This window comes from Parazoarcus communis, assembly GCF_003111665.1.
GTDB classification, from domain to species: Bacteria; Pseudomonadota; Gammaproteobacteria; order Burkholderiales; family Rhodocyclaceae; genus Parazoarcus; species Parazoarcus communis_B.
This window is the reverse complement of the sequence record NZ_CP022188.1, coordinates 3,438,912-3,463,597: the sequence shown is the minus strand read 5'-3', so window position 1 is coordinate 3,463,597 and position 24,686 is coordinate 3,438,912. Positions and strand designations below refer to the sequence as shown.

19 protein-coding genes are annotated in these 24,686 nt (G+C 66.0%); 18 read left to right on the top strand and 1 reads right to left on the bottom strand.

Annotation, left to right across the window (positions count from 1 at the left end; all coding sequences use genetic code 11):
• The first annotated feature begins 194 nt into the window (after positions 1 to 194).
• Complete coding sequence (locus CEW87_RS15815; RefSeq protein ID WP_234421759.1) at positions 195 to 3,284, top strand: PAS domain S-box protein; 3,090 nt, start codon at positions 195 to 197, stop codon at positions 3,282 to 3,284.
• Positions 3,285 to 3,309: 25 nt separating this feature from the next.
• Here the strand turns inward: CEW87_RS15815 and CEW87_RS15810 are convergent, their stop codons facing one another.
• Complete coding sequence (locus tag CEW87_RS15810) at positions 3,310 to 3,555, bottom strand: hypothetical protein (protein WP_108974513.1); 246 nt, start codon at positions 3,553 to 3,555, stop codon at positions 3,310 to 3,312.
• Between the two features lie 193 nt (positions 3,556 to 3,748).
• Between CEW87_RS15810 and CEW87_RS22820 the strand changes: the two genes are divergently transcribed.
• The 17 genes from CEW87_RS22820 to CEW87_RS15725 are packed head-to-tail and all read left to right on the top strand — an operon-like array spanning position 3,749 to position 24,648.
• Positions 3,749 to 6,031, top strand: coding sequence for a phage tail sheath subtilisin-like domain-containing protein (locus CEW87_RS22820; protein WP_108974511.1), 2,283 nt, complete (start codon positions 3,749 to 3,751; stop codon positions 6,029 to 6,031).
• 55 nt (positions 6,032 to 6,086) lie between these two features.
• Positions 6,087 to 6,611 carry a phage tail protein gene (locus CEW87_RS15800; RefSeq protein WP_108974509.1) on the top strand — a complete coding sequence of 175 codons (525 nt, stop codon included), beginning with the start codon at positions 6,087 to 6,089 and terminating at the stop codon, positions 6,609 to 6,611.
• Positions 6,612 to 6,623: 12 nt separating this feature from the next.
• Complete coding sequence (locus CEW87_RS15795) at positions 6,624 to 7,322, top strand: hypothetical protein (protein ID WP_108974507.1); 699 nt, start codon at positions 6,624 to 6,626, stop codon at positions 7,320 to 7,322.
• An 8-nt stretch (positions 7,323 to 7,330) separates the two neighbouring features.
• Positions 7,331 to 8,221 (top strand): hypothetical protein, encoded by an 891-nt coding sequence (locus CEW87_RS15790; RefSeq protein ID WP_108974505.1) that lies wholly within the window; start codon positions 7,331 to 7,333, stop codon positions 8,219 to 8,221.
• On the top strand, positions 8,218 to 9,510 hold the full coding sequence (locus tag CEW87_RS15785) for a DUF4255 domain-containing protein (RefSeq protein ID WP_108974503.1): 1,293 nt from the start codon (positions 8,218 to 8,220) through the stop codon (positions 9,508 to 9,510). The genes CEW87_RS15790 and CEW87_RS15785 overlap by 4 nt, the downstream gene beginning before the upstream one ends.
• Positions 9,507 to 11,471: an ATP-binding protein gene (locus CEW87_RS15780; protein WP_108974501.1), complete on the top strand. Its 1,965-nt coding sequence runs from the start codon at positions 9,507 to 9,509 to the stop codon at positions 11,469 to 11,471. Before CEW87_RS15785 ends, CEW87_RS15780 begins: the two co-directional genes overlap by 4 nt.
• Entirely contained in the window at positions 11,468 to 11,740 is a 273-nt protein-coding gene (locus tag CEW87_RS15775; RefSeq protein WP_159098188.1) for a hypothetical protein, read from the top strand. The genes CEW87_RS15780 and CEW87_RS15775 overlap by 4 nt, the downstream gene beginning before the upstream one ends.
• Positions 11,737 to 13,620 carry a DUF4157 domain-containing protein gene (locus tag CEW87_RS15770; RefSeq protein WP_108974497.1) on the top strand — a complete coding sequence of 628 codons (1,884 nt, stop codon included), beginning with the start codon at positions 11,737 to 11,739 and terminating at the stop codon, positions 13,618 to 13,620. The genes CEW87_RS15775 and CEW87_RS15770 overlap by 4 nt, the downstream gene beginning before the upstream one ends.
• Positions 13,617 to 14,270: a hypothetical protein gene (locus CEW87_RS15765; protein ID WP_108974495.1), complete on the top strand. Its 654-nt coding sequence runs from the start codon at positions 13,617 to 13,619 to the stop codon at positions 14,268 to 14,270. Before CEW87_RS15770 ends, CEW87_RS15765 begins: the two co-directional genes overlap by 4 nt.
• On the top strand, positions 14,267 to 14,608 hold the full coding sequence (locus CEW87_RS15760) for a hypothetical protein (RefSeq protein WP_108974493.1): 342 nt from the start codon (positions 14,267 to 14,269) through the stop codon (positions 14,606 to 14,608). Before CEW87_RS15765 ends, CEW87_RS15760 begins: the two co-directional genes overlap by 4 nt.
• The gene (locus CEW87_RS15755; protein WP_108974491.1) at positions 14,601 to 15,728 is read left to right on the top strand and encodes a hypothetical protein; all 1,128 of its coding nucleotides are present in this window, start codon (positions 14,601 to 14,603) and stop codon (positions 15,726 to 15,728) included. Before CEW87_RS15760 ends, CEW87_RS15755 begins: the two co-directional genes overlap by 8 nt.
• Positions 15,725 to 16,240, top strand: a complete 516-nt coding sequence (locus CEW87_RS15750) for a phage baseplate assembly protein V (protein WP_108974489.1) — start codon at positions 15,725 to 15,727, stop codon at positions 16,238 to 16,240. The genes CEW87_RS15755 and CEW87_RS15750 overlap by 4 nt, the downstream gene beginning before the upstream one ends.
• Before the next feature lie 25 nt (positions 16,241 to 16,265).
• Positions 16,266 to 16,589, top strand: coding sequence for a hypothetical protein (locus tag CEW87_RS15745; protein WP_108974487.1), 324 nt, complete (start codon positions 16,266 to 16,268; stop codon positions 16,587 to 16,589).
• Position 16,590: 1 nt separating this feature from the next.
• Positions 16,591 to 16,950 carry a GPW/gp25 family protein gene (locus CEW87_RS15740; RefSeq protein WP_108974485.1) on the top strand — a complete coding sequence of 120 codons (360 nt, stop codon included), beginning with the start codon at positions 16,591 to 16,593 and terminating at the stop codon, positions 16,948 to 16,950.
• A complete protein-coding gene (locus tag CEW87_RS15735; protein ID WP_108974483.1) occupies positions 16,947 to 19,397 on the top strand; it encodes a putative baseplate assembly protein in 2,451 nt (816 codons plus the stop codon). Before CEW87_RS15740 ends, CEW87_RS15735 begins: the two co-directional genes overlap by 4 nt.
• Positions 19,394 to 22,516 (top strand): putative baseplate assembly protein, encoded by a 3,123-nt coding sequence (locus tag CEW87_RS15730; protein ID WP_108974481.1) that lies wholly within the window; start codon positions 19,394 to 19,396, stop codon positions 22,514 to 22,516. The genes CEW87_RS15735 and CEW87_RS15730 overlap by 4 nt, the downstream gene beginning before the upstream one ends.
• Positions 22,513 to 24,648: a hypothetical protein gene (locus CEW87_RS15725; RefSeq protein WP_108974479.1), complete on the top strand. Its 2,136-nt coding sequence runs from the start codon at positions 22,513 to 22,515 to the stop codon at positions 24,646 to 24,648. The genes CEW87_RS15730 and CEW87_RS15725 overlap by 4 nt, the downstream gene beginning before the upstream one ends.
• The last annotated feature ends 38 nt before the right edge of the window (positions 24,649 to 24,686 follow it).

Genomic DNA, 24,686 nt, shown 5'->3' with positions numbered 1-24,686 from the left:
AAACGTGTGACCTACGTCAACCCGATGTATAACGAACGACCTAGATAATACGGACGAAGCCGCAGCCTGATAATGATCTGGAAACGATCGCTTGCACGCTGAAAAGCGGCGTGACCGGACAGAAGCTGTGGCAGGGGGACGTGATGTTTTCGAGGCTGAGTCGTTTGAGCATTCGCAACCGTATATGGTTGATTGTGACCATATTGGTCGGTAGCGTCGTGCTCGGCGCCTTGCTCGACGGCCTGGCGCTGCGCGATGCCCTCTGGCGTGAAAGGGAGCTTCAGACCCAGAGCCTCGTCGTGTCCGGTCACGACGTAATGCAGCATTTCCATGCACTGCAGCTGGATGGCACGCTGTCGGCCGCCGACGCACAACGCTCGGCGATCAGCGCCGTTCGCGCCATGCGTCGTTCGGACAGCGAATACCTCTGGATCGCCGACATGAGCGGCAAGGACCCAAAGGTGGTGATGCACCCCTTGCTGCCCACGCTCGAGGGTCGCCTGCTCGACGCATCCCGCTTCACCTTCGTCCCGGACTTGCGTTCGCTCCCAGACCCTTCCCAGGCGCCGACGTACGGGACACAGGACATGCAGGCGACCCTCCGCGCACTGGCCGAACAAGGCGGAGAAGGCTACCTGAGTTACGTCTGGCCCCGGTCAGCATCATCATCCGACCTGCCCTCGAACCTTTATCCAAAGCTCTCCTACGTCCGGAATATGGCACCGTGGAACTGGGTCATCGGTTCAGGCATCTTCATTGAAGACGTCGACGCAGCGATCTGGAAGCAAACCTCCACCACCGTCCTGCGTACCGGCATTGCCGGCATCGTCCTGCTGCTGCTCGCTTCGCTCGTGGCACGCAGTATCACGCTCCCGCTCAAGCGTTCGTCACGGGCGATGCGCGGTATCGGCGCACCATGGGGGAAGGCCGAGCGGCTGCCAGTCGAAGGTCCTGGCGAACTTGCCGAACTCGCCACCGGCTTCAACCGGATGCTGGATGAGCTCGAGCTGCATGAAGCGGCACAGGCGCAACGCGAGCAGCATCTCGAGGACGCTGTTGCCCGACGCACGGCCGAACTCGAGGACGCAAACCGGCAACTGGAATCCGAACTCGCTGAAAGACAACTGGCCGAGCAGGCACTGCGTGACAGCCAAGCCCGCTTCAGCAACATCTGCACCACGGCGCAGGATGCAATCTTCCTGATCGACGAACAGCGCCGCGTTTCATACTGGAATCCCGCCGCCGTGCGAATCTACGGATTCAGTGCAGACGAAGTGCTCGGTCGTGACGTAGTTGAGTTTGTCATCCCCGAACGCCTCAGGGACTGGGCCAGCGCAGAATTCTCCGAGTTCATCGAAAGCGACGAGTACAAGCGCAATGGCAGGCAACACGAGGTAACCGGCCGCAGCCGGGATGGCCGCGAATTTCCCGCTTCGCTGTCGGTCTCGGCCATCAGGCTCAATGGAAGCTGGTCAGCAGTGTGCTTCGTCCGTGACATCAGCGAGCAGAAGCAATCTTCGCAGGCAGTGCGCGAAAGCCGGGCTCGCATGCGTGCGCTCCTCGACGCAAGCAGCGAATCCGTGCTGCTCCTCAACCCGGAGGGCAGGATTCTCGAGATCAACACCTGTGCCGCGCAGCGCTTCAACCTGACACCCGAAGTCATGAGTGGTCAGAACTTCTTCGACTATCTGCCGACTGCGCTGGTCGTGCCACGTCGAGCCGCGATGCAGCAAGTCGTCATCAGCGGAGAACCCACGCATCTGAACGATCGCCGCGACGGGCGCTTCTTCGACAACAACCTCTATCCGGTCAAGGACGACAGCGGCAGGGTGGAGAGCGTCGCAATCTACGCCCGGGACACGACAGAGCACGAACGCAATTCTGCAATCGAGGCGACCTTCAACCGCATGGACAATCTGCTCCTGCAGCAAAGGACCGAGCTCGCCGCAATTGCACGTGTCTTCTGCCAGCGCATCGTGCCGGTCTTCGACTTTGTCGGCGCCTGGATCGGACGGGCGGAGAAGGATGGCCGACTGACCGTGCTGGCCACCTCTGACACCGAGGCAGGCGGCGCGCTCGAAAGCCTGAGCAAGGCTGCCCTGCGCTGGGACGACGCACCCCATTGCCACCCTGCTTCGATGGTGATGCGCAGCGGCGAACCCGGAATCGTGGATTTCGCCGAATCGGGATGCCACGGCTGTGAGGGCAGCATCCATGATCTGGGCGCCGGGGAATCCATCCTTTTGCCACTGATCCTGCGCGGCAAGCCATGGGGGGTCCTCACGCTCTACAGCCGTCGGAGTGGGCAATTCAGACACGCCAATACGCTGCAGGTACTCAAGGGACTGGCAGACCGCGTCGGTGTATCACTCGAATCCGCAACACAGCAGGAGTGGCTGACCCTGCTGAACACCGCGCTCGCCAATGTCGCCAATGCGGCCTATATCACCGACGGCAGCGGCACCATTCTGTGGGGTAACCGCGCACTCTCGACCCTTTCCGGTTTCACCGAAGCCGAGATCCTGGGTGCAAACCCGATGATATTCAGCACGAAGGAGGATAACCCGGACTTCCATTTACGTTTCCGTGACTCGATCAGCGCCGGCAAGACCTGGCATGGCGAACTCATCAACACCCACAGCAAGGGCACGCGCTACACGGTGGACCAGACCATCACGCCCTTGCTCGATACCACCGGAAAGGTCACGCACTACGTCGCCATTCTCGAAGACATCACCGAGCGCAAGAACAACGAGGAGCGGATGCGGCATACCGCCCATCACGATCCGCTGACCGATCTCCCCAACCGCGGCCTCTTCCTCGACCGCCTCGGCCAGGCACTGGCGCTGGCGCGCAGGGAAGCCCGCAGCGGCGCCCTGATGTTCCTCGACCTGGACCACTTCAAGGCGGTCAACGACAGGCTCGGCCACGCCGCGGGCGATGCCCTGCTGATTGCCGTGGCCGAACGCCTGCAGGCGCAGGTCAGGGAGAGCGACACCGTCGCGCGCCTTGGCGGTGACGAGTTCACCATCATCCTTCCCAGCCTGCGCGAGCCGGGCGATGCCGACATGCTGGCCGACAAGATCCTGCACGCACTGTCTCAGCCACTGACGATAGAGGGCGAAGCGATACACATCGGTGCAAGTATCGGCATTGCCCGCTTCCCCGAGTCCGGCTGCACCATCGAGGCCCTGCTGCGCGCAGCCGACGATGCGATGTACGCCGCCAAACGATCCGGCCGCAACCGCCACATGGCAGCGGTCGGCGCGGACACGCCAGCCTGACCCCGTTCCCGCACCAACCCTGACGTCACGGCCTCCGTGTCGCTTGCGGGGCACGCGCGCCGCCGTACTCGAACCCCATCGAATCCGGCGTGTCAAGCAAAAATATCACATTGAGTTTCCACTCCACCTTGTCTAAGTTCAAGCTATCAGCATCGGCGACGCCACCGGTAGCACGCACTTTAAGATGGCGCCGCAGCGCCAGATCCCGCCTGTCTTCATGAACCGGGAACAGGCGGACGCTGACTGTCACCTGCAGGACGGGCAGCCACATCGCATGGCGTTTTCGTCCGTACCCGCACTGACCGCATGCGCATCTTTCCGCCCGCCTTTGAGGGTATTCCACGAAGCTGGACCGGTCAGGGCTTGCGGCGGCTGCATTGATGCGCCCATAAGCCGATAGAGACCGCCTCCGCTTTGCCCGATCACGACGGGGAGCACCACCATCCCCGGAAAAGGAGCCCGTCATGCCCGTCCAGTTCGCCGCCCCAGGGGTGTACATCCAGGAAATTCCGAGCGGGGTGCGCACCATTTCCAGCGTTGCCACCTCCGTCGCAGCCTTCCTTGGTGCCGCACCGCGCGGTCCGGTCAACAAGGCGGTTCGCATCCACAGCTTCGCGGATTTCGAGCGCAGCTTCGGCGGTCTGTCCGCTGACTCCGAGATGAGCTACGGCGTGCGCCAGTTTTTTGGCAACGGCGGTTCGGACGCGTGGATCGTGCGCGTGGTCAAGGACGCCTCACCCGCGAGCCGGACCCTGCTCAACAGCACTGCCGCAAACGTGCTCACCGTCACCGCACTCGATGCCGGCGTATCCGGCAACGACATCCAGCTGCGGGTGGATTACGCCACCGCATTGCCCGACAGTACCTTCAACCTCAGCATCATTCGCAGCAGCGACGGCCGCGCCGAACAGTACGCCAACGTGTCGATGAATTCGGCCGATGCGCGCTATCTGCCGGATCTCGTGAATGGCGTATCGCAGCTGGTCAAGGTCAGCCGCGACGTCATCCAGGCGACACTCGACGGCCTCCCCGCCGGCACCTCCACCAGTGGGGCGATCAGCGACGTACAGACCGTGCTCGACGCCACCCACACGGATTTCCGGGTTGTGGTCAATGGCCTGCCTTCGGTTGGCGTCAGCATCACCCTGCCAGCGGACATCGCCGGTGGCACAGCCATCCAGCGCCTGACCAGCCTTGCCGCAGCGATCCAGGCCAAGGTGCGGGCGCAGGCAGCAGGCAAGACCGCATTGGTCAATTTCACCTGCACCCGCACCGGTTCCACCCTCGTTCTGGGATCGGGCAGCGGCGGCGAGTTCTCCTCGGTGCGGGTGCTGGCCGGCGCGCGCAACAATGCGGCGGGTGTGCTCAAGCTCGGCGCAGCCTCGGGCGGCATCGAGATCGACGCGGTTGCGTCGATCCGTCCCGCCCGATTACCCGACCCTGCAGGCCTGACCAGCGGTGCTTTCGGTGCCACCGACCTCGACGCCCTGCCCGATGCGACGCATAGCAGCCTTCGCATCAGTCTCGACGGCTACGGCCCCGATCTAGTGGACATTGGCGTAGCCCCTGCGGCCGGTGCCAACCTCGGGGCAAAAATGGCCGATGTAGCTGCCCGTCTGCAGGCGGCAGTGCGCGCACTCAAGCCCGGCAACCCAGCCTATCGCGATTTCGTGGCGACGGTTCAGGGCAGCACCCTGGTGCTGAGCTCCGGCTCGCGTGGCGCGGGTTCGGCCATCGCCGTAAGCGCGGCAGCGAGCAATGACATCACCACCGGCCTCCACCTGCTCGCAGGTGCCGTACTGTCGCCGCTGCCCACCGACGCGTTTCTCGACGGCGGCAGTGAAACCCCTTACGCCGCAGCCGACATTTACCCCGCGTTCATCGGCAGCCGGGCGCAACGCGAAGGGCTCTACGCACTCGAAGACGTCGACCTGTTCAATCTGCTGGTCCTGCCCGGCATCACCGACAGCGGCGTGCTGGCCGACGCAGCAAGCTATTGCCAGGAGCGGCGGGCCTTCTTCATCGTCGATGCCCCCCCTACGGCCACCGACGTGGCCACAATGGTCCAGTCGGCGTCCGGTACCGACCTGCCGAAATCCGACCATGCCGCGGTCTACTTTCCCTGGACCTACGTCGCCGATCCGCTCAAGAACGGCAAACCACGCCTCACCCCGCCAAGCGGCACGGTCGCCGGCCTGTATGCCCGTACCGACGGCAGCCGCGGCGTCTGGAAGGCCCCTGCCGGCACCGATGCCAACCTGTCCGGTGTGCAGTCGCTGTCCGTCACGCTCACCGACGGCGAGAACGGCAGCCTCAACCCGCTCGGGGTCAATTGCCTGCGCACCTTCCCTGTGTATGGGGCGGTGTGCTGGGGCGCGCGCACCCTGCGCGGCGCGGATCAGATGAGTTCCGAATACAAGTACGTGCCGGTGCGTCGCCTCGCGCTGTACATCGAGGAGTCGCTCTATCGCGGCACGCAGTGGGTGGTGTTCGAGCCCAATGACGAGCCGCTGTGGGCACAGATCCGCCTCAATGTCGGTGCCTTCATGAACGGGCTGTTCCGTCAGGGCGCGTTCCAGGGATCGTCGCCGCGTGACGCCTATCTGGTGAAGTGCGACAGCGAAACGACCACGCAGGACGACATCAACCGTGGCGTAGTGAACATCCTGGTCGGCTTCGCGCCGCTCAAGCCCGCCGAATTTGTCGTTATCAGCATCCAGCAGCTCGCCGGACAGATTCAGGTGTAGGCGTTCTTACCGCATCGTCCTGCACATCCGTCACCGCATTCGAGGAGGCCGCACCATGGCGCAGTTCATCGTCAATTCGCAACGGTTCGATCCCTACAAGAACTTCAAATTCCGTGTGAAGTGGGACGGCCGTTACGTCGCCGGCATCAGCAAGGTATCCGCGCTCAAGCGCAGCACCGAGGTGGTCGAGCACCGCGAGGGCGGCGACCCGTCCAGCGCGCGCAAGTCACCGGGCCGCAGCAAGTTCGAAGCCATCACGCTCGAGCGCGGTGTCACCCACGACAAGGACTTCGAACAGTGGGCGAACAAGGTCTGGAACCTCGGATCAGGCCTCGGCAGCGAAGTCTCGCTGAAGGATTTTCGCAAGGACCTGATCATCGAGGTGTACAACGAAGCCGGTCAGCTCGCGCTGGCCTACAAGGTGTTCCGCTGCTGGGTGTCCGAGTATCAGGCCCTGCCCGACCTCGACGCCAACGCCAATGCGGTGGCGATCCAGCAGATCAAGCTCGAGAACGAGGGCTGGGAGCGGGATTACGAAGTCAATGAGCCTGCCGAGCCCAGCTTTGTCGAGCCGGCCTGACGGAGCCCGCCCATGCGGCCGCTCAGTGCCTCGCAACTCCTTTCCCTGTGGGATGCCGGTCAGCGCCGCCATCCGATAGACCGTGCGCTGCTGGCACTCGCCCTGGCGCTGCCGGAAGAAGCGCCGGAGGGACTTGCCGACCACCCTGTAGGCTGGCGCGAAGCCCGGCTGCTGGCACTGCGCAACCTCACCTTCGGCACGCAGCTCGACGGCTACGACGCCTGTCCGCGCTGTGGCGCGATGATGGAGTTCTCGGTCGATGGCAACGCCTTGCTGGCTGAGCTCCCGCTACCTGCGCAAGACGCCGTGATCGAGCTCGACGGCGGCAAATGGCGTCTACCGTCGAGCCGCGACCAGGCACTGGCGCTTGAGGCGGACAACCCCGAGGCCGTTGCCCGGGCCCTGCTCGAGCGTTGCCACGTTGACGGAAATGAGCCGGTTTCCCCTGCGCAGATCGCGTCCCTCGAAACCCTGATGGAAGCGCTGGATCCAGCGGCGAACATTCGCCTCGGCATGCACTGCAGCGATTGCGGCCAGCACTGGGACGCCCTGCTCGACGTCGGCAACTGGTTCTGGGACGAACTCGGCGCCTGCGCACGCGAGTTGCTGCACACGGTTCATCGTCTGGCTCGCGCCTACGGCTGGCCCGAGGCCGACATTCTTGCCCTGAGCCCGGCACGCCGTGCCGCCTACCTCGATCTGGTTGGCTGAGGCTCACGATGAGCGGATACCTCCTCCAACTCGCCAGACGCGGCCTCGGCCTCAGCCCCGGCGTACGCAGCCGCGCGACGCTTCCCTATGCGGCATCCACCGCTGCGCCCAACGCGGCAAAGGACGGCACAGGCCTGGAGATCGCCCCGGACGTGCTGCAAGCAGCGAGCAGTAGCAGCCCCGGCACACCCGACATCAGCCCACAATCCGCGCCGCAAACCCGCAACGCGGCCACGGCAAGCACACCGTCCGTGCCGCCGACGCTGCTTTCGGCACAGCAGGTGCAAAGCGGCGTCCTGCAACGGACAGCGCAGGCAAAGCCCGACACGCCCGGCCCGGGGCGCCACACCGGCACACACGCGCCTGACGTCCTGCAGCACCGGTCAGGCGATACACGCGAAACGCACGCTGCACACGACACCACACACGGCACCAGCATCGCCGCCAACCTCGCACCAACCCGATCCCCGGCAACCCGGGTGCCGCATCCCGACACAAGGCAAACCCCGCCGCCCACGCAAGCAGCGACGCGTGTCCGGCTCGACACCCTCATCGACCGCCTTGTCGCCCCACCCCCACAGTCAGACGTCCCTGCCCGGGATGCCGCCACGACGGCCAGCGACGAGCGCGCCCAACCCCTGCCGATCGCTGAGCGCGCAACGCTCATGCCGTCTCGCGCCTCCACAGGCGCCGAACGCATGGCGGTGAATCCGCAACCGCTGCACGCGGGCCAAACGTCCGATACACCCGACACTCCGCCCGAGGTGCACATCACGATCGGCCGCCTGGAGATCAATCCCCCACCCCGACCGGCACCACCGCCACCGCCACAGCGGCGCGGGCCTGCGCCACTGTCGCTTGGTGACTACCTCGCTCGCCGCCAGGGAGGCAGGTCATGAGCAACGCACTCGCGATTGCCGGCGTGACTGCCGTGCTGAAAGACCTGCTGGATTCGGGCCTGATCGACCACGCCATCAACGACGCCCTGGGTGCGGGGGTCGTCGTCACTGCCGGCGCCCCGGACACGGTGTCACTGGACGACAAGATAGCGCCACAGCTCAATCTCTTTTTGTATCAAGTCACCCCCAACCCAGCGTGGCGCAACGCTGCCCTGCCCAGCCGCGACAGCGCCGGCGGGCGCATCAGCAACCCGCCGCTGGCACTCGATCTGCACTACCTGATGACGGCCTATGGCCGGGCAGACCTGCAGGCTGAGGTGTTGCTGGGCTATGCCCTGCAGCTGTTGCACGAAAACCCGGTCATTTCCCGGGCAGCGATCCGACGCGCATTGCAGCCTGAAATCGTCGACGGTGCCATTCTCCCGACCGTCTATCAGACCCTGCGCAGCGCCGACCTCGCCGAGCAGGTCGAGCTGCTCAGAATCACGCCGTCGGCAATGGGCGGCGAGGAGATGTCCCGCCTGTGGTCAGCGCTACAGGCCCGCTACCGTCCCACTGCGGCATTTCAGGTCTCGGTTGTGCTGATCGAATCGCACAAGCCGGTACGAAGCGCGCCGCCGGTGCTCAGCCGTGGCGGCACCGAAACGGTCTCGGGGCGCGAGCGCGGCGTCAGTGTGTTCACCGGGCTGGTGCCACCGCTGCCGACGCTCGAGGCTGTCATTCCGGCCGATGGGCATCCTGTCGCCACCTCGGGCAGCGTGGTTCGCATCGACGGCCATCACCTCGACGGCGCAGACCGCCACATCACCCTGAGCATTGCCGCGCTTCAGCTCAGCCGGAGCGTTAATGTCGATGGCGGCAACAGCAACCACGTCCGCTTCACCGTCCCGGCCGACCTCCCGGCCGGGCTGTATCGCCTCAGCATGTCGCTGTTGCGCCCGGACGACGAACACGCGCGCACCACCAATCAGCTTCCGCTTGCACTGGCGCCGACACCGGTGCTGCCGCCGTTCAGTGCCGTGCGCAACGGATCGACCGTCACGCTAGTGCTGGACCTTGCCCCCGCAGTTCGCCCTGGGCAGTCGGTCGCCCTGATCCTGGGCGATCAGGAAATCAGCGCCGATCCGGTCTTTGCACCCAGCAACCGCATGACATTCAAGCTCGCCAACGCCCCCGAAGCCGGCTCCACGCACCTCGTGCGCCTGCGGGTGGACGGGTTCGAAACCCCGATCATCGACCGCGCAGCGAAGCCGATGGTCTATCTCGACCGCAGGATCACACTGCCATGAACGCCCCGCTGGCACCGGACTGGATCAGCGCCAACCAGCAGTTGCTGGTGCTTGAGTTCGCCCGTCTCAAGGCATTACTGCGCCCCGAGGAACACGACGGCCATGCCGGGATCGACGCCTCAACCGTTCGTACCTTGGGCGCCGCGCGCCAGTATCTGGGTGACGACAGTGCAATCGACTGGCTGGCGCGCACCTTCGAGCTGTCGAGCTTCGAGCGCGATCTGCTGTTGCTGTGCGCAGGTGTCGAGATGGATGCAGGGCTGGCACGCGCCTGCGCCCACGGCCACGGCGATGAAAACCGCCCTTGGGCCAGCTTCGGGCTCGCCCTCGCTGCGCTGCAATCGCCGCACTGGAGCGCACTGTCACCGCATTCACCACTGCGACACTGGCTCATGATCACTGTCGACAATGACGCCGGGCTGAGCACAGGCCGGCTTCGCATCGACGAGCGGATCCTGCACTTGCTCGCTGGCCTGAACGATCCGGACATGCGCCTTTCCCATCTCCTGCGCCCCGCCGCCGGCCTCACCCTTCAGGCCGGTGCACATGCTGCCTGCACAGAGGCTGTGGTCGCCACCCTGTCGACACCCTGTACGCCACCTGAGGTGCCGCCACTCACCGTGCTCGAAGGCGACGACATCAGCGCGGGGGAGGACATCGCAAACCGAGCCGCGGCAAGCCTCGGGCTTCGATGTCAGGTCCTGCAGGCAAAACACATTCCGCCTCACGCCGACGAGCGCGCGCGACTCCTGCGCTTGTGGCAACGCGAATCACGCCTGCTCGGATCTGCCCTGCTCGTCGTCATCGACGACCCCGACACCACTGCGGGGGATGGCACGCTCGAACTGTTGAACCGGGTCGGAGGCATCACCTTCGTGGCGGCCCCCTTCCTGCCGCCGCTCGACATCCCGACACGCAGCTTCCGCATGGACAAACCGGACTGCAGCGACCGTCAGCAACTGTGGGCAAGCGCGCTAGGCCCCGCCGCAATGCACGCGGTCGGCGATGACGTGGCACAGGCCGCCAGTCATTTCCGTATCGGCAGCCGTGCGCTGCAGGACATCGCCCGCGGCATGCAGCAGACAGGTCGCAAGGACGCCTCCGCCGGCATCGCACTGTGGCGCACCTGCAGGGAACAGAGCCGGCGCGGACTCGATGCCCTTGCTCAGCGCATTTCCGGCACGGCCGATTGGGGGGATCTGGTCCTGCCCGAGGCGCAACTGAGCATCCTGCACCAGATCGCATCCCATCTGCGCCAGCGCCAGACCGTCATCGAGCACTGGGGCTTTGGCGCGCAAGGCAGTCGCGGCCTGGGCCTCGCCAGCCTCTTTGCGGGCGAGAGCGGAACCGGAAAGACACTGGCTGCCGAAGTGCTGGCCAACACGCTGCAACTCGACCTCTACCGTATCGACCTGTCGGCCGTCGTCAGCAAGTACATCGGCGAAACCGAAAAGAATCTGCGCAAGGTCTTCGATGCCGCCGAAGACTGTGGGGCCATCCTGCTCTTCGACGAAGCGGATGCCCTGTTCGGCAAGCGTACCGAAGTCAAGGACAGCCACGACCGCTATGCAAACATCGAGGTCAGCTACCTGCTGCAGCGGATGGAGTCTTACCACGGCCTCGCGATCCTCACGACCAACCTCAAATCGAGCCTGGACAGCGCCTTCACGCGCCGCCTGCGCTTCATCGTGCAGTTTCCGTTTCCGGACTACGACCAGCGCCTGGCGCTTTGGAAGCGCGCTATTCCGGGCGCGGCGCCGACGGCGGACCTCGACTTCAGCAGGCTCGCACGGCTCTCCGTCACGGGCGGCAGCATCCGCAACATTGCGCTGACGGCGGCCTTTCTCGCAGCCGACAGCGGTGAAGCGATCGGCATGAAACACCTTCTTCATGCCGCGCACGGAGATGCAGCGAAACGCGAGCGCCCACTCACCGATGCAGAGACAAGGGGATGGACATGAGCAAGCTTCATCTTCACATCGAGCACCTGAGCGTTCCCGCCGGCTTCAGCCCTGCGCAGCAGCGCGCCTACCTCGCCGCGCTCGAACAGCAACTTGCCGCCAGCATTGCGCGCGGCACGTTGCCCACCTTGCCCGGTTCAACCGCGTCCAGCCTCAAGGTCACGACCACGGATGACATGCAAGCCACGAACCTCGCCCGCAAGACCGTTGCGGCGCTTGCCCCCACGCCGGCCGAGGGCAGCCCCCGTCGCCGAGGAAGCCGGTCATGAGTCGCATGCTCACCCCCGCCAAACACGACGCAACCACCGCGCCGGACAGAAGCGCGCGGGAATCCGCGGCCGACCACAGCGCGATCAGGGCATTCGACACCATCGCCGGCCTGAGCGAGCCGGCCCGGACCCGCAGTCGGGCACCTGACCGCTCGGGCGGCCCCAGCCCGCTCCCCACCACCAGCGCACAACCACTGCCGACGGACTTGCGCGAGCAGTTCGAGTACGGCTTCGGCCATGACTTTTCCCGCGTACGCATTTTCGCAACGGGCGACGCTGCCGAAGCGGTGAGGACGGCAGGCAGCCGCGCAGTCACGTGGGGCTCGGATATCGCACTTGCACCCGGTCACTGGTCACCGGGCACCGCAGCCGGCCGCGCCCTGCTGGCCCATGAGCTCGCCCATGTCGTGCGTCAGGCGGGCGAAACACGCCCCCGCCTTGAGCACAAGACCCTGGACGAGGAGATCGACGAAGAGCTCGCCAAGCACGTAACGGATCCGAAAGGCCTCGACCCGGCCCATCGTGACTATGCGATGAATCTGCAGTCCTACGGGTTCGATATCAATCATGACAAGAACATGAACCTGCTCGAGGAGCCCAAGGACCCCAAGGCCAAGGCAGCGTGGAAGCGCAACTTCCAGAAAGCGGAAAAGCTGGCCGAACGCATTCTCGACAAGAGTGGATCGAAGGTCGAGCAGAAGGAAAGCCGTGCGCAGATGCTGGCCGCGGACCTCGCCAACGCAGGCTTTATCGACCAAGCGATGGCGCTCGCGCTCAAGTTCTCGGACGCCGGGCAGCGCAAGTACGTTTATCAGTCGGTACTGGGCCAACCCGCCAAGGTAAGCGAGGCGCAGATCACCACTATTGCCACATTTCAGGCAGCAAACGCAGCGCAGCTTGCAGACCATGAACTGTTCTCCAGGCTGACAACCGGCACCGGCGCCTATGCGGCCAAGTTTGGCGCAGCAAAGGTCAATGCAGTGCTCAAGGTGGTCGTGAAAAAATATGCAAGCGATGCAGACCTGCCCAGAAGTCTTGCGCAGCTCATGTTCTTCCACCCCGCGAGCCGTGCCCCATTCACCGAGTGGATGATGGCTGACAAGCATGGCGCTTTGCTCCGGAAGGTATCGGAGCAGCCATACTTCGTCGAAGGTGCGGAGATCGAGAAGGACGGCAAGACGATCAATCCGGATGCGGATACGCTGGCGTGGTCCATCGGTAACAAACAGCGCGTCACTGTCGAGGATGTTCTGGCCTTGTCGAAAGCAGCCGGCATTGCGATCTCGCCGCCGACATCGCGCAGCATCGGCAGCCTCAAAGCCTGGCTCGAAGCGAATACCGAGAAGATCGGTCAAGCGGTAGCCAAGCAGAACCCCGGAAAGCCGGAAGCGGCCAAGGCACTATTTACGCAAATCACCACTGCCTTCACCTCGCATGTCGACGAGAACATCACGCCAGACAAGTCGGGCCACCTGACAAAGCTGCAGGCAGGAGGCCCGAAGAACTCCCAGCTCAAGGTCGATTGCGACGTGCTGGCGACTTATGGCGTGCGCCTGCTGGTCGCAAGCGGCTTCACGCCGATCGGCTACATGGCCGTGAGCCCGACCGACACGACCCGTGCAGCCCATGCAATGGCACTGCTGAAGCACGGCAAGACCTACCAGGCAATCTCGAACAGCGCATCCACCGAATTGACCGCGACGACAAAGGCCGATGCGCTGAAGGAAGTGCGCGACTTTGGTCTCGAGGAAGCCTATGACGCGAACCGTCCGCTTACCGGTTACGACATCTACTACATGGACTGCGACGCCAAAGGGACCCTGCCCAAAGAGATTTCCTCCCTGGACAGCGCAGCCAAGAACGGGAGTCTGAGCAAATGAGCAGCCCCCTCTCCCCCCGCCTGCTGCGCGGCGGCCTGATCCTGATCGATCCGTCCAGCGGCGCGGTGCAACGTGTGATCTCGCTGCAGTACAACCCCGAGACCCTGAGCCGCACCCTGCAGCCACAGGCCACGGAGCAGAGCGGGACGTTTTCCGAGGCGCTGCGGCTGAAGGGGCCGCCAACCGAGACCATCAAGCTCGACGCCGAGATCGACGCCACCGATCAGCTCGAAGTCCCCGACCAGCATCCGACGGTGGCTGCGTCCGGCATCCATGGCCAGCTCGCCGCGCTGGAGACCATCGTCTACCCGGACAGCGCTGCGCTGATCCGCAACAACCTGCTGGCCAGCCTCGGCACGCTGGAAATCGCGCCCACCGTTGCGCCGCTCACGCTCTTCGTATGGAGCCGGGAGCGCGTGGTGCCGGTGCGGATCACCGAGTTTTCGATTACCGAAGAAGCCTTCGACGCCAGCCTCAACCCGATCCGGGCAAAGGTCTCGCTTGGGTTGAGGGTGCTGCATGTGGGCGATCTGGGCTTCGGCGACAAGGGAGGACACCTGTACATGGTCTATCAGCAACGCAAGGAGCGCATGGCGGCCGGGGCGGCGACCGGCAGCCTGTCTTCGGTCGGTCTGGCGTCACTGCCATGAGCGTCCAACGCTTTCCCCCCAACAGTCGCTACGCCGCGGTGGGCACCACCGAACTGACTGCGGCCGACGGCGAGAAGCGCGTCTTCCTGCGCCGCCGTTTCATCCCCGATCCCGCCAGTCTTGTTACCGTGGGCGAAGTGCGGGTGGAGGCCGGCGACCGCCTCGACCGCATTGCCGCCGCAAACCTGGGCGATCCGGTGCAGTTCTGGCGCATCGCCGATGGCAATGGCGCGCAGATCCCCGACGAGCTGGAAACCCCCGGCCGCGTGCTGCGCCTGACGCTGCCGGCCGGGCTTAGCGGCGGCGGCAATTTCGGCAACGGAGGCGACGGTGCTTAAGGGCATCCATCTCACGCTGCTGGTGGGGCCGGGCGTGCCGGTGCCCGCGCCGAAGCCGGTCATGGACGCGCTGGAGAGCATCGAAGTGACCACGGCGGCAGACAGCCCGAGCGGCTTCCAGCTGTCTTTCGCCATCGACAGCCGCTCACCGCTGCATACCCTGCTGCTGATTGCAGGCGGTCAGGTGCCGTGGCTCAGGGTCATCCTGGTCGCCACCCTCAACAGTCTGCCAACGGTGCTGATGGACGGCCTGATTACCCGGCAGGAAATCAGCGGTGGCAATGAACCCGGTCAGGGACGCCTCACCATCACAGGCGAGGACCTGACCGTCGCCATGGACAAGCAGGACATGAGCGGCCTGCCCTATCCGGCGATGCCACCGGCCGCACGCGTGGCGCTGATCGTCGCACGCTACGGGCTGTACGGCATGTTGCCGGTGATCATCCCCTCGGTGTTCGAGGATGTGCCGATTCCGGTCGACCGCATCCCCACCCATGAGGGCACCGACCTCGCCTACACCCGCCAGCTCGCCCGCGAAGCCGGGCATGTGTTCTACATCGAGCCCGGCCCGCTGCCTGGCGCCAATATCGCCTACTGGGGGCCGGAGATCCGCCTCGGCCCAGTGCAGCCTGCGCTGAACACCGGCATGGACGTGCACACCAATGTCGATTCGCTGAGCTTCGCGGTGAACCAGTCCGACGCCGAATTGCCGATCGTGTTCATCCAGAACCCGATCACCAAGTTTCCGATTCCGCTGCCGGTGCCCGACGTCAGCCTCGCCAACCCGCCACTAGGCCTGATTCCGCCCATGGTCAAAAGCCTGAAGCTGATGAAGGAGACGGCCAAGCTGTCGCCGATTGCGGCCCTGGGCAAGGGCCTTGCCGCTGCAGCCGGTTCGTCGGCCGATGCGGTAACCGGCAACGGCAGCCTCGATGTACTGCGCTACGGCCACATCCTGAAGGCTCGCCAGCTGGTGGGCGTGCGCGGCGCCGGCATGGCCTTCGATGGTCTGTACTACGTCAAGCGCGTCAGCAGCAGTCTGAAGGCCGGCGAGTTCAAGCAAGCTTTTTCACTGGCCCGCAACGGCCTTGTCTCCACCCTGCCACTGGTGCCCGCATGAGCGAGAAGACACGTCATTTCGGCAAGTTCCGCGGGGTCGTGGTCAACAACATCGACCCCATGCAGATGGGCCGCATCCAGGTTCAGGTGCCGGATGTGCTGGGCCCGGCGCTGTCATCCTGGGCTATGCCCTGCGTGCCCTTCGCCGGCGTGCAGAGCGGCGCCTTCGTGCTGCCCCAGATCGGCGCCGGCGTGTGGGTCGAGTTCGAACAGGGCGACGCCGACTATCCGATCTGGGTCGGCGGCTTCTGGGGCTCGGCGGCCGAAGTCCCGGCGCTGGCACTGGCCGGTCTGCCGGTGTCGCCCAGCATCGTGCTGCAGACGGGCAACCAGAACGGACTGATGATCTCCGATCTGCCCGGCCCCACCGGCGGCATCCTGCTCAAGACCATGACCGGCGCGATGATCTCCATCAACGAGGTGGGGATCACCATCTCCAACGGTCAGGGCGCAACCATCATGCTCACCGGCCCGACGGTGAGCATCAATCAGGGCGCCCTCACGGTGATCTGACAACAACGACGAGGACGATACGAACATGCCCGGATTCCTCCTCCACCTCGGTGCCACCGTCCTCTGTGCCCACGGCGGTCAGGCCACACCGAGCTCACCCAATCCACGGGTGCTGCTGTCCGGCCAGCCCGCGACCACGCTCGGCGCGCCCTATGTCATCGCCGGTTGCGCCATGCCGCCACCGACCGCGGGCAACGGTCCCTGCGTGAGCGGGCAGTGGCTGATGGGTGCAACGCGCGTCTTCATCGGTGGTCAGCCGGCGCTGTTGCAGGGCTCGCCTTCGATCTGCGCCCCCACTGGCACACCGATGACGGCGGCAGTGACGCAGACGCGGGTCACGGGGATGTGACATGAGCCTCCACTTTCCCTTCCAGCCCGACCACCGCGGACGCAGCGCCGAGGCGACCGAAGACGCTCACCTGCGCGACATGATCGAGCAGGTGCTGTTCACCATTCCGGGCGAACGCGTCAATCGGCCCGACTTCGGTTGCGGCCTGCTGCAACTAGTGTTCGCCCCCAACAGCGACACACTGGCAGCAGCCCTGCAGATGACCGTGCACAGCGCACTTCAGCAATGGCTGGGCGAACGCATCGTGGTCGAAGCGGTCACCGTCGACCACGATGACGCGCAACTCGCGGTTGAAGTGCAGTACATCAGCCGCAGCGGCCAGGATCGTCGTGTCGAACGTTTCAGCCGGGGTGCGCCATGAAGCGCCAGTTTCGCAGTGACAACCCGCGCCGACTGCAGCGCCTGCGCGACCAGCAGCCGCCGGGCAAGAACGGCATCGACTACGTCGAGATCGCATCTGCCGATCAGCGCAGCCTGCGGGTGGTGTGCGTGCATCCGGTGACCGACATCACGCGCGCCAACGTGCGCATCGACGGCGGCGTGCGCATCACCGGCATCCGGCTCGCGCAAGACCCGGTGCTCGCCGGGAACGAGATCCGCATCACGGTGGACAAGGCGGGCGATTTCTCCTGGTACACCCTGTCGCTGATCAACCCCGCCGAGCCCGACGCGCCCGCGCCCGGCTTCGACATCTGCCTGTCGAGCATCCGCATCAACTTCAAGGCCGGCTGCCCGTCGGAGTTCGACTGTGCAGACGCCACCACCTGCCCGCCCGCATCGCCACCGGAGCCCCGCCTCGATTACCTGGCCAAGGACTACGACAGCTTCCGCAGCCTGATGCTCGACCGCATGTCGCAGCTCGTGCCCGAGTTCACCGAGCGCAGCCCGGCCGACTTCACCCTGGCCCTGATCGAAACCCTCGCCTACGTCGGAGACCACCTCTCCTACACCCAGGATGCGGTGGCAACCGAGGCCTATCTCGGCACCGCACGGCGCCGGACCTCACTGCGTCGTCATGCGCGCCTGCTCGACTACCCCATCCATGAAGGCTGCAACGCACGGACCTTCGTGACCCTCGATGCAGGGGCCGCAGCCGAGGGCAGCGTACTGCCGGCCGGAACCACCCTGCTGGCCCTGGCCGATGGTGGCGCCCCGGTGCGGCGCAAGGCGCTGCTGGACGAACTCCCGCTGCCCGGCATCGAAGTCTTCGAAAGCCTGCATGACCAGATTCTCCATGCTTCGCACAGCCACATCGCCATCCACGACTTTGCCGACCCCGGCTACTGCCTCGGGCGCGGCGCCACCTCGGCCGCCCTGGTCAACACCCCGGCGCTGGCGCTGGCGCCCGGCGATGTGCTGATCCTTGAAGAGATTCTCAGCCCGGTCACCGGCAAGCCGGCCGACGCCGACGCCAGCCACCGCCACCCGGTGCGCCTGACGTCGGTCAGCACCGGCCATGACGATCTCACCCACACCGACCTGCTGCTGGTGAGCTGGCATGTGGACGACGCGCTGCCCTTCCCGCTGTGCGTCAGCCATGAGTTCGAACACGGGGGCGCCGTGGTCAAGGAAGCGATCGCCGTTGCGCGCGGCAACGTGGTGCTGGCCGACCACGGCCTGACGCGGCCATGGCAGGCGATGGTGCCGGACACTGTGGCGGACGACGGCCCCGCCGGGCTTCGTCGTCACTGGCGGCCACGGCTGAAGGACAGCGGTCTCGCCTACAGCGCGCCTTACGATCACGATCTCGCCACCTCGACTGCGATGTCGGCCAGCGCTGCTCTGCGTCAGGACGCGCGTCGCGCGCGGCCATCAAACATGCGTCTGCAGGCCGACGACGCAAGCCTGTTCGGCGATCAGCCCGACCCGGCCGTCGCCGCATGGACGCCCGTGCGCGACCTGCTTGGCAGCGAACGCTTTGCGCGCGAATTCGTGGTCGAAACCGAGAATGACGGCAGCGCCTGGCTACGCTTTGGCGACAACCGTTTTGGCGCCGCGCCGCCCACCGGTCAGCGCCTGCTCGCACGTTACCGGCTTGGCGGCGGCACCCGGGGCAATGTCGGCGCCGACGCCATCACCGCGCTGGTCAGCGACGATGCCGCGCTGAAGCTGGGCATCGTCGGCCTGCGCAATCCGCTGCCGGCGCAGGGCGGTGCCGAAGCCGAAGCGCTGGACGCGATCCGGCTCAACGCCCCCGAGGCTTTCCGCACCCAGGAGCGCGCAGTCACCACCGAGGACTACGCGCGCGCTGCCGAGCGCCACCCCGAAGTACAACGCGCGGTCGCCCGCCTGCGCTGGACCGGCAGCTGGCACACCGTCTTCCTGATGGTGGATCGCCGTGGCGGGCGCGCGGTCGATGAAGCGTTCAAGACCGAACTGCGTGACTTCCTCGAACGCTTCCGCCTTGCCGGTCATGACTTCGCGTTTGCCGACCCGGTCCATGTCCCGCTCGACATCCAGCTCCAGGTCTGCGCCCACAAGTCCTACTTCGCGACCGACGTCAAGGCCGCCCTGATCGACACCTTCACCTCGGGCCAAAGCAGAAATGGCACCCCCGGCTTCTTTCATCCGGACCGTTTCACCTTCGGCACACCGCTCTACCTGTCGGCCGTGGTCGCCGAGGCGATGGCGGTTGCCGGTGTGGCCTCGGTGCAGGTGAAGCGCTTCCAGCGCTGGGGCCGCAAGCCCAATGGCGAGCGCGACGCCGGCCTGATCGGCATCGGCACGCTCGAGGTCCTGCGGGTCGACAGCGACCCGAGCTTTCCCGAAAACGGCCAGATCAGCTTTGTTGTGGAGGGCGGATCATGAGCACCCCGGACAACTGCGGCTGCTGCACCGGGCTCGACGCGCTCACCCCGGTCGCCACCCCCCAGCCGCCCGGCCAGCCCGCACTGGCACTTCGCATCGGCACCCATGGCCGCTTCCGCCAGAGCCTGCTTGCCGACCTCGCCCGCGAACCGGCACTGGCCGCACTGACCACCCGTGCCAGCGACGACCCCGCGATTGCGCTGCTCGACAGCTGGGCCGCCGTCCTCGACGTGCTCGCGTTCTATCAGGAACGCATCGGCAACGAACACTACCTGCGCACCGCCACCGAGCGCCGCTCAATCCTCGAACTGGCGCGTGCCATCGGCTACGAACTTCGCCCCGGCGTCGCCGCATCGACCTGGCTCGCCTTCACCCTCGAAACGGCTCCTGGCGCCCCGGCCAGCGCCCGCATCGACGTCGGCACCCGTGCGCAGAGCATCCCGGCACAGGACGAAAGCGCACAGATTTTCGAGACACTCGAAGCCGTCGATGCGCAGGCGCGCTGGAATGCACTGCCAGTGCTGGCGAGGGAAGCGGTGCCGCCGCGCATGGGTGGCCGGCAGCTCTATCTCGGCGGCACCGCCACCCGCCTGCAGCAGGGCGATGCGCTGCTGATCGTCGGCGACGAGCGCGGCAAGGACCCAGGCAACGAGAACTGGGATTTCCGCCGCGTCACCCGCATCCGCGAAGTCCTGCCCGCAGACCCTGCCGATGCCAGCGATGCCGGCTACACCGTGGTCACGCTTGATCACGGCCTCGGCAGTCCGCGCCGTGGCGTACATCCGGCAGCAACAAACCCCCGCTGTTTCGCCCTGCGCGCCCGCGCTCACCTCTTTGGTCACAACGCGCCCGACTGGCGGGCGATGCCCTCGGGCCTGCGCGCCACCTATCTCGGCCTGAGCGAAGACAGCAAGCCACCGATCAGCCAACACCCGGAATGGCCCGGCTTCACCCTCGCAGACGTCTCCGATCCGTCAACAGCGGTAGCAAGCGGTACAGGTCTGTATGGCGAGTACTACCGCGGCAAGGGCTTCCGCGAGCGCATCCTGACCCGCACCGATGCGGTGGTGGACTTCGACTGGGGTCCGGGCACGCCAGACCCGGCGATGCCGGCAGACCATTTCTCGGTGCGCTGGAGCGGCTGGATCAAGCCACCCACCACAGGCACCTACACCTTCCATGTCACCGCCGACGATGGTCTGCGACTGTGGATCGACGGGCGCCTGATCGTGGATTACTGGATCAACCAAGGTGCAACCGAACACAGCGGTCAGGCGGAGCTCACCGCAGGGCACAAGCACGACATCCGCCTTGAGTACTATGAAAGCGCCGGCTCAGCCTCGATCAAACTGGCGTGGTCGGCCAGTGGCGTGCCCAAAGCCGTGGTGCCGACCGCAAGCCTGTATCCGCGCGACGTGCATTCGGTTCATCTCGACACCAGCTACCCGAAATGGCTCGCCGGTGGCTGGGTGGTCATGTCGGTCCCGAACTATGAAGAGGCTTACCGCATCGTCACCGCCGAAGACGATGCCCGTGCCGACTTCACCCTTTCGGCCACGGCCACCCGCCTCAACCTGCAGGGTGAAAGTGTGCGCGAGATTTTCAACGACCAATTGCGCGCCACCACCCTGTTCGGGCAGTCGGAGGCGCTGGACTGGGCGACCCGGCCGCTTTCCGGTTTCATTACCGGTCATCTCGTCGACCTCGCCGGCTACCACCCCGACCTGCCCGCAGCACGCTGGATCTCGGTGTCGGGCCTGATCCTTGCCGATGTGCCGGCCAATGCCGCCGCACGACAGCGGCTCCTGCAGCAGCACCCCCTTGCAGCCATCCGCGTGGCGCGCGACCGGCTTAGTGCCGAAATTGAGTTCGAGGACTTCAAGCGCTACACCGTCAGCCTGAGCAGCGCGGCCGAAGTGGCGTGCATCAAGCTCAACGACAGCAGCAGCGGCCGCACTCGTCTGCACCTCGACAGCGACCTCGCACATGCCTATCTGCCGGCCACGGTGCGCATCAATGCCAACCTGGCACCGGCCAGTCAGGGCGACAGCAAGCAGATGCGCATCCAGCCCGAGGCGCTCGGCAGCGGCGATGCGGCCCGCAGCCTGCAGCGCTTCAAGCTGCGCCAACCGCCGCTCACGCATATCGCGGCAGCCACGCCCAACGGCACGGCCAGCACCCTTGAGGTCCGCGTGGATGGCCTGCTGTGGAAGCCTGCACCGCGTTTTACAGCTGCCGGCCCCGAGGATCGCAGCTACACCGTGCGTCTGGACGAGAACGGCGGCGCCAGCGTGCAGTTTGGCGATGGCATCCATGGTGCGCGCCTGCCAAGCGGCAGCGGCAACGTCGAGGCCCGATACCGGGTCGGGCTGGGCAAGGCCGGCAATGTCGCCGCCGAGCAGATCAGCCTGTTGCTAAGCCGCCCGCCCGGCCTGAAAGCCGTCATCAATCCGGTCAAGGCCAGTGGCGGCACCGACGCCGAAGCCGGCGACACCGCACGCAATAACGCACCGCTGACGGTACGCACGCTGGACCGTATCGTGTCCCTGCGCGACTTCGAGGACTTCGCCGCCGCCTTCACCGGCATCGGCAAAGCCCAGGCCGTGTGGCTGTGGGACGGTGAGCAGCGACGGGTTCATCTCACCGTTGCCGGCACCGACGGTGCGGCGCTCGCCCCCGGCGACACGCTGTACCGCAACCTGCTGAACGCCATCGACGCGGCGCGGCCACCGCATCAGGCGCTGAAGGTCAGCCCCTGCCGGACCCTGTATTTCGGCCTCACTGCGAGCCTGTGGATCGACGAGGCGCACGAACCCCCGACCGTACTCGCGGCCGCCGCGGCAGCGCTGAAACGCGATTTCGGCTTTGCTGCCCGCCAGTTCGGGCAACCCGTCAGCGGCAGCGAGATCCTCGCCAGCCTGCAGGGGGTCAGCGGTGTCACGGGCGCCGATCTCGACCACCTGAAGCAGGCCGGCCCCGGCAGCGCTGCGCAGACAGTCACCGGTCCGGACGGGCAGTTGCCAGCGCGCACTGCCCACTGGCAGGGCAACACCCTGCAGCCTGCCGACCTGCTGCTGATCGACCCCGCTGCGGTCAAGCTGCTGGAGCATGGATCATGAAAATCGACGCCGACGCCCTGCTCGACCTGCTGCCCGCCTTTTACCGCACGCGCGACGCCGAACAAGGCGTCCCGCTGCGCGCGCTGCTCGGCGTCATCGCCGGCCAGGGCGCGCTCCTCGATGCCGATCTGCAGCGTCTGTACGACAACGCCTTCATCGAGACCTGCGAAGACTGGGTCGTGCCCTATATCGGCGACCTGCTCGGCGTGCGTGCGCTTTATCCGGTGAGCGGCACGGCCGCTTTCGGGCCACGCGCGCTGGTGGCCAACACCCTGCGCCTGCGGCGCCGCAAAGGCACCGCGCTGGTACTGGAAGAGCTTGCCTACGACAGCACCGGGTGGCGGGCACGCGCAGTGGAGTTCTTCGAGCAGGTCGCGACCTCCCAGCATACGAACCACCCGCGCCCGCATGCCATGCGCACCCCCGACCTGCGTCAACCGCGGCCGCTCGAACGCATCGGCGGCCCCTTCGGAAGCGAGGCCCATACGGCCGACGTACGCGCACTGCCCGTCGGACGCTACAACCTGCCCAACATCGGGCTCTTCCTGTGGCGGCTGCAGGCCTACCCGGTACAGCGCGGCAGCGCGCGCCCCGCCACCACCCGGGCGGGTTTCTACACCTTCGATCCACTCGGACTGCCCCACCCTCTGTTCAACCGCGCCCGCACCGAGGACGACATCAGCCACCTGGCCGAACCGATCAATGTGCCCGAGCCCCTTAACTGGCGCGATCTGCATGCGGAACTCGAAGCCCGCCGTCAGGCCCTGACCGACGGTGAAGAGCCGGACGACCGTTACTTTGCCGACGACGCTGGCGGCCCGGTGCTGAAGGTGTGGCTGGATGGGCAGGCGGTGGCTGTCGAAAACCTGCTGATCTGCGATCTCGCACCGATTCCCGGCGTCGCACCCGAGGACTGGCGCCGGCCGCCCGCCAGCATCACCGTCCCCGCACGCAAGCCCGGTCGCCCCGACCGGACTTTCCCCGCCGCCGGCGGCGTGCTGGTCGGCATCGACCCCCGTCGCGGACGCCTGGCCCTGGCCGCAGGGGTGAGCGCGACGGCCGTGGAGCTTGCTTACAGCTACGGTTTTCCGGGCGATATCGGCGCCGGCCCCTTCGACCCGCGCCCCGATCCGGGAGAAACCGATGCACTGGCCGCGCTCAACGACCCGGCCGACTTCGACGTGCATCTGCGCATTCCGAGCGCTGACACCCCGACCCTGGCCACCGCCTTCACCGCCCCCGCCAACCCGGCCGAAGCCGCCCACCGCGTGATTGCCGGCCGACGCACACTGATCACCCTCGACACCGATGGCACGGAAAGCCTGTCGCCCGCGCTCGACCTGCCGGATACCCACCTCGCCATCCAGGCCGCGCAGGGCCGGCGTCCGGTGCTGGTGGGTGACTTCCTGCTCAAGGGCAACGCCAGTACCCGCCTCAGCCTTGGCGGTTTGCTGCTCGACGGCCAGCTCCAGCTGCAAGGCGCCTTGCGCGCGGTCAGCCTGCGCCACTGCAGCCTGGTGCCTGCACGCGGCGGCATCGCGCACAGCGGCGCGGCCACCGATCTGAGCCTGGGTCTTTACCGCTGCCTATGCGGCCCGGTGCGCAGCCAGAAACCACTGGCGAGCGTAATCCTGCGCGACTGTCTGGTGGATGGCAGCGCCGCTGTGGCGGTGGACGTGGACGACAGCCCGCTCGTCGTCAGCGCGTGCACACTGCTCGGCACCACCCGCGCCGGCAGGCTGGAGGCCGGCAACACCATTTTCGATGGACTGGTCAGCATTGCCCGGCGCCAGGAAGGCTGCGTGCGCTATTGCTACCTGCCGCCAAAATCGGCCACGCCACGCCGCCATCGCTGCCAGCCCGACCTCGTCATCGACGCGCTTTCCGCGGCCGAAGCCAAGCGCGAGGCACGCCGTGTCACGCCCGCATTCACCAGCATCGTGTTCGGCGCCCCGGCCTATGGCCAGCTCACTCAGGGCACGGCTGTGGAGGTTCGCCGTGGCGCAGACGACGGCGCTGAAATGGGTGTGTGGCATCTGCTGCAACAGGCGCAACGCGAAGCCAATCTGCGCCTGACGCTCGAGGAGTATCTGCGCTTCGGCCTGGAGGCTGCGCCGCTGTTCGTGACCTGACACCACCTTACCGAAACATAAACCGACAAGACCCGACC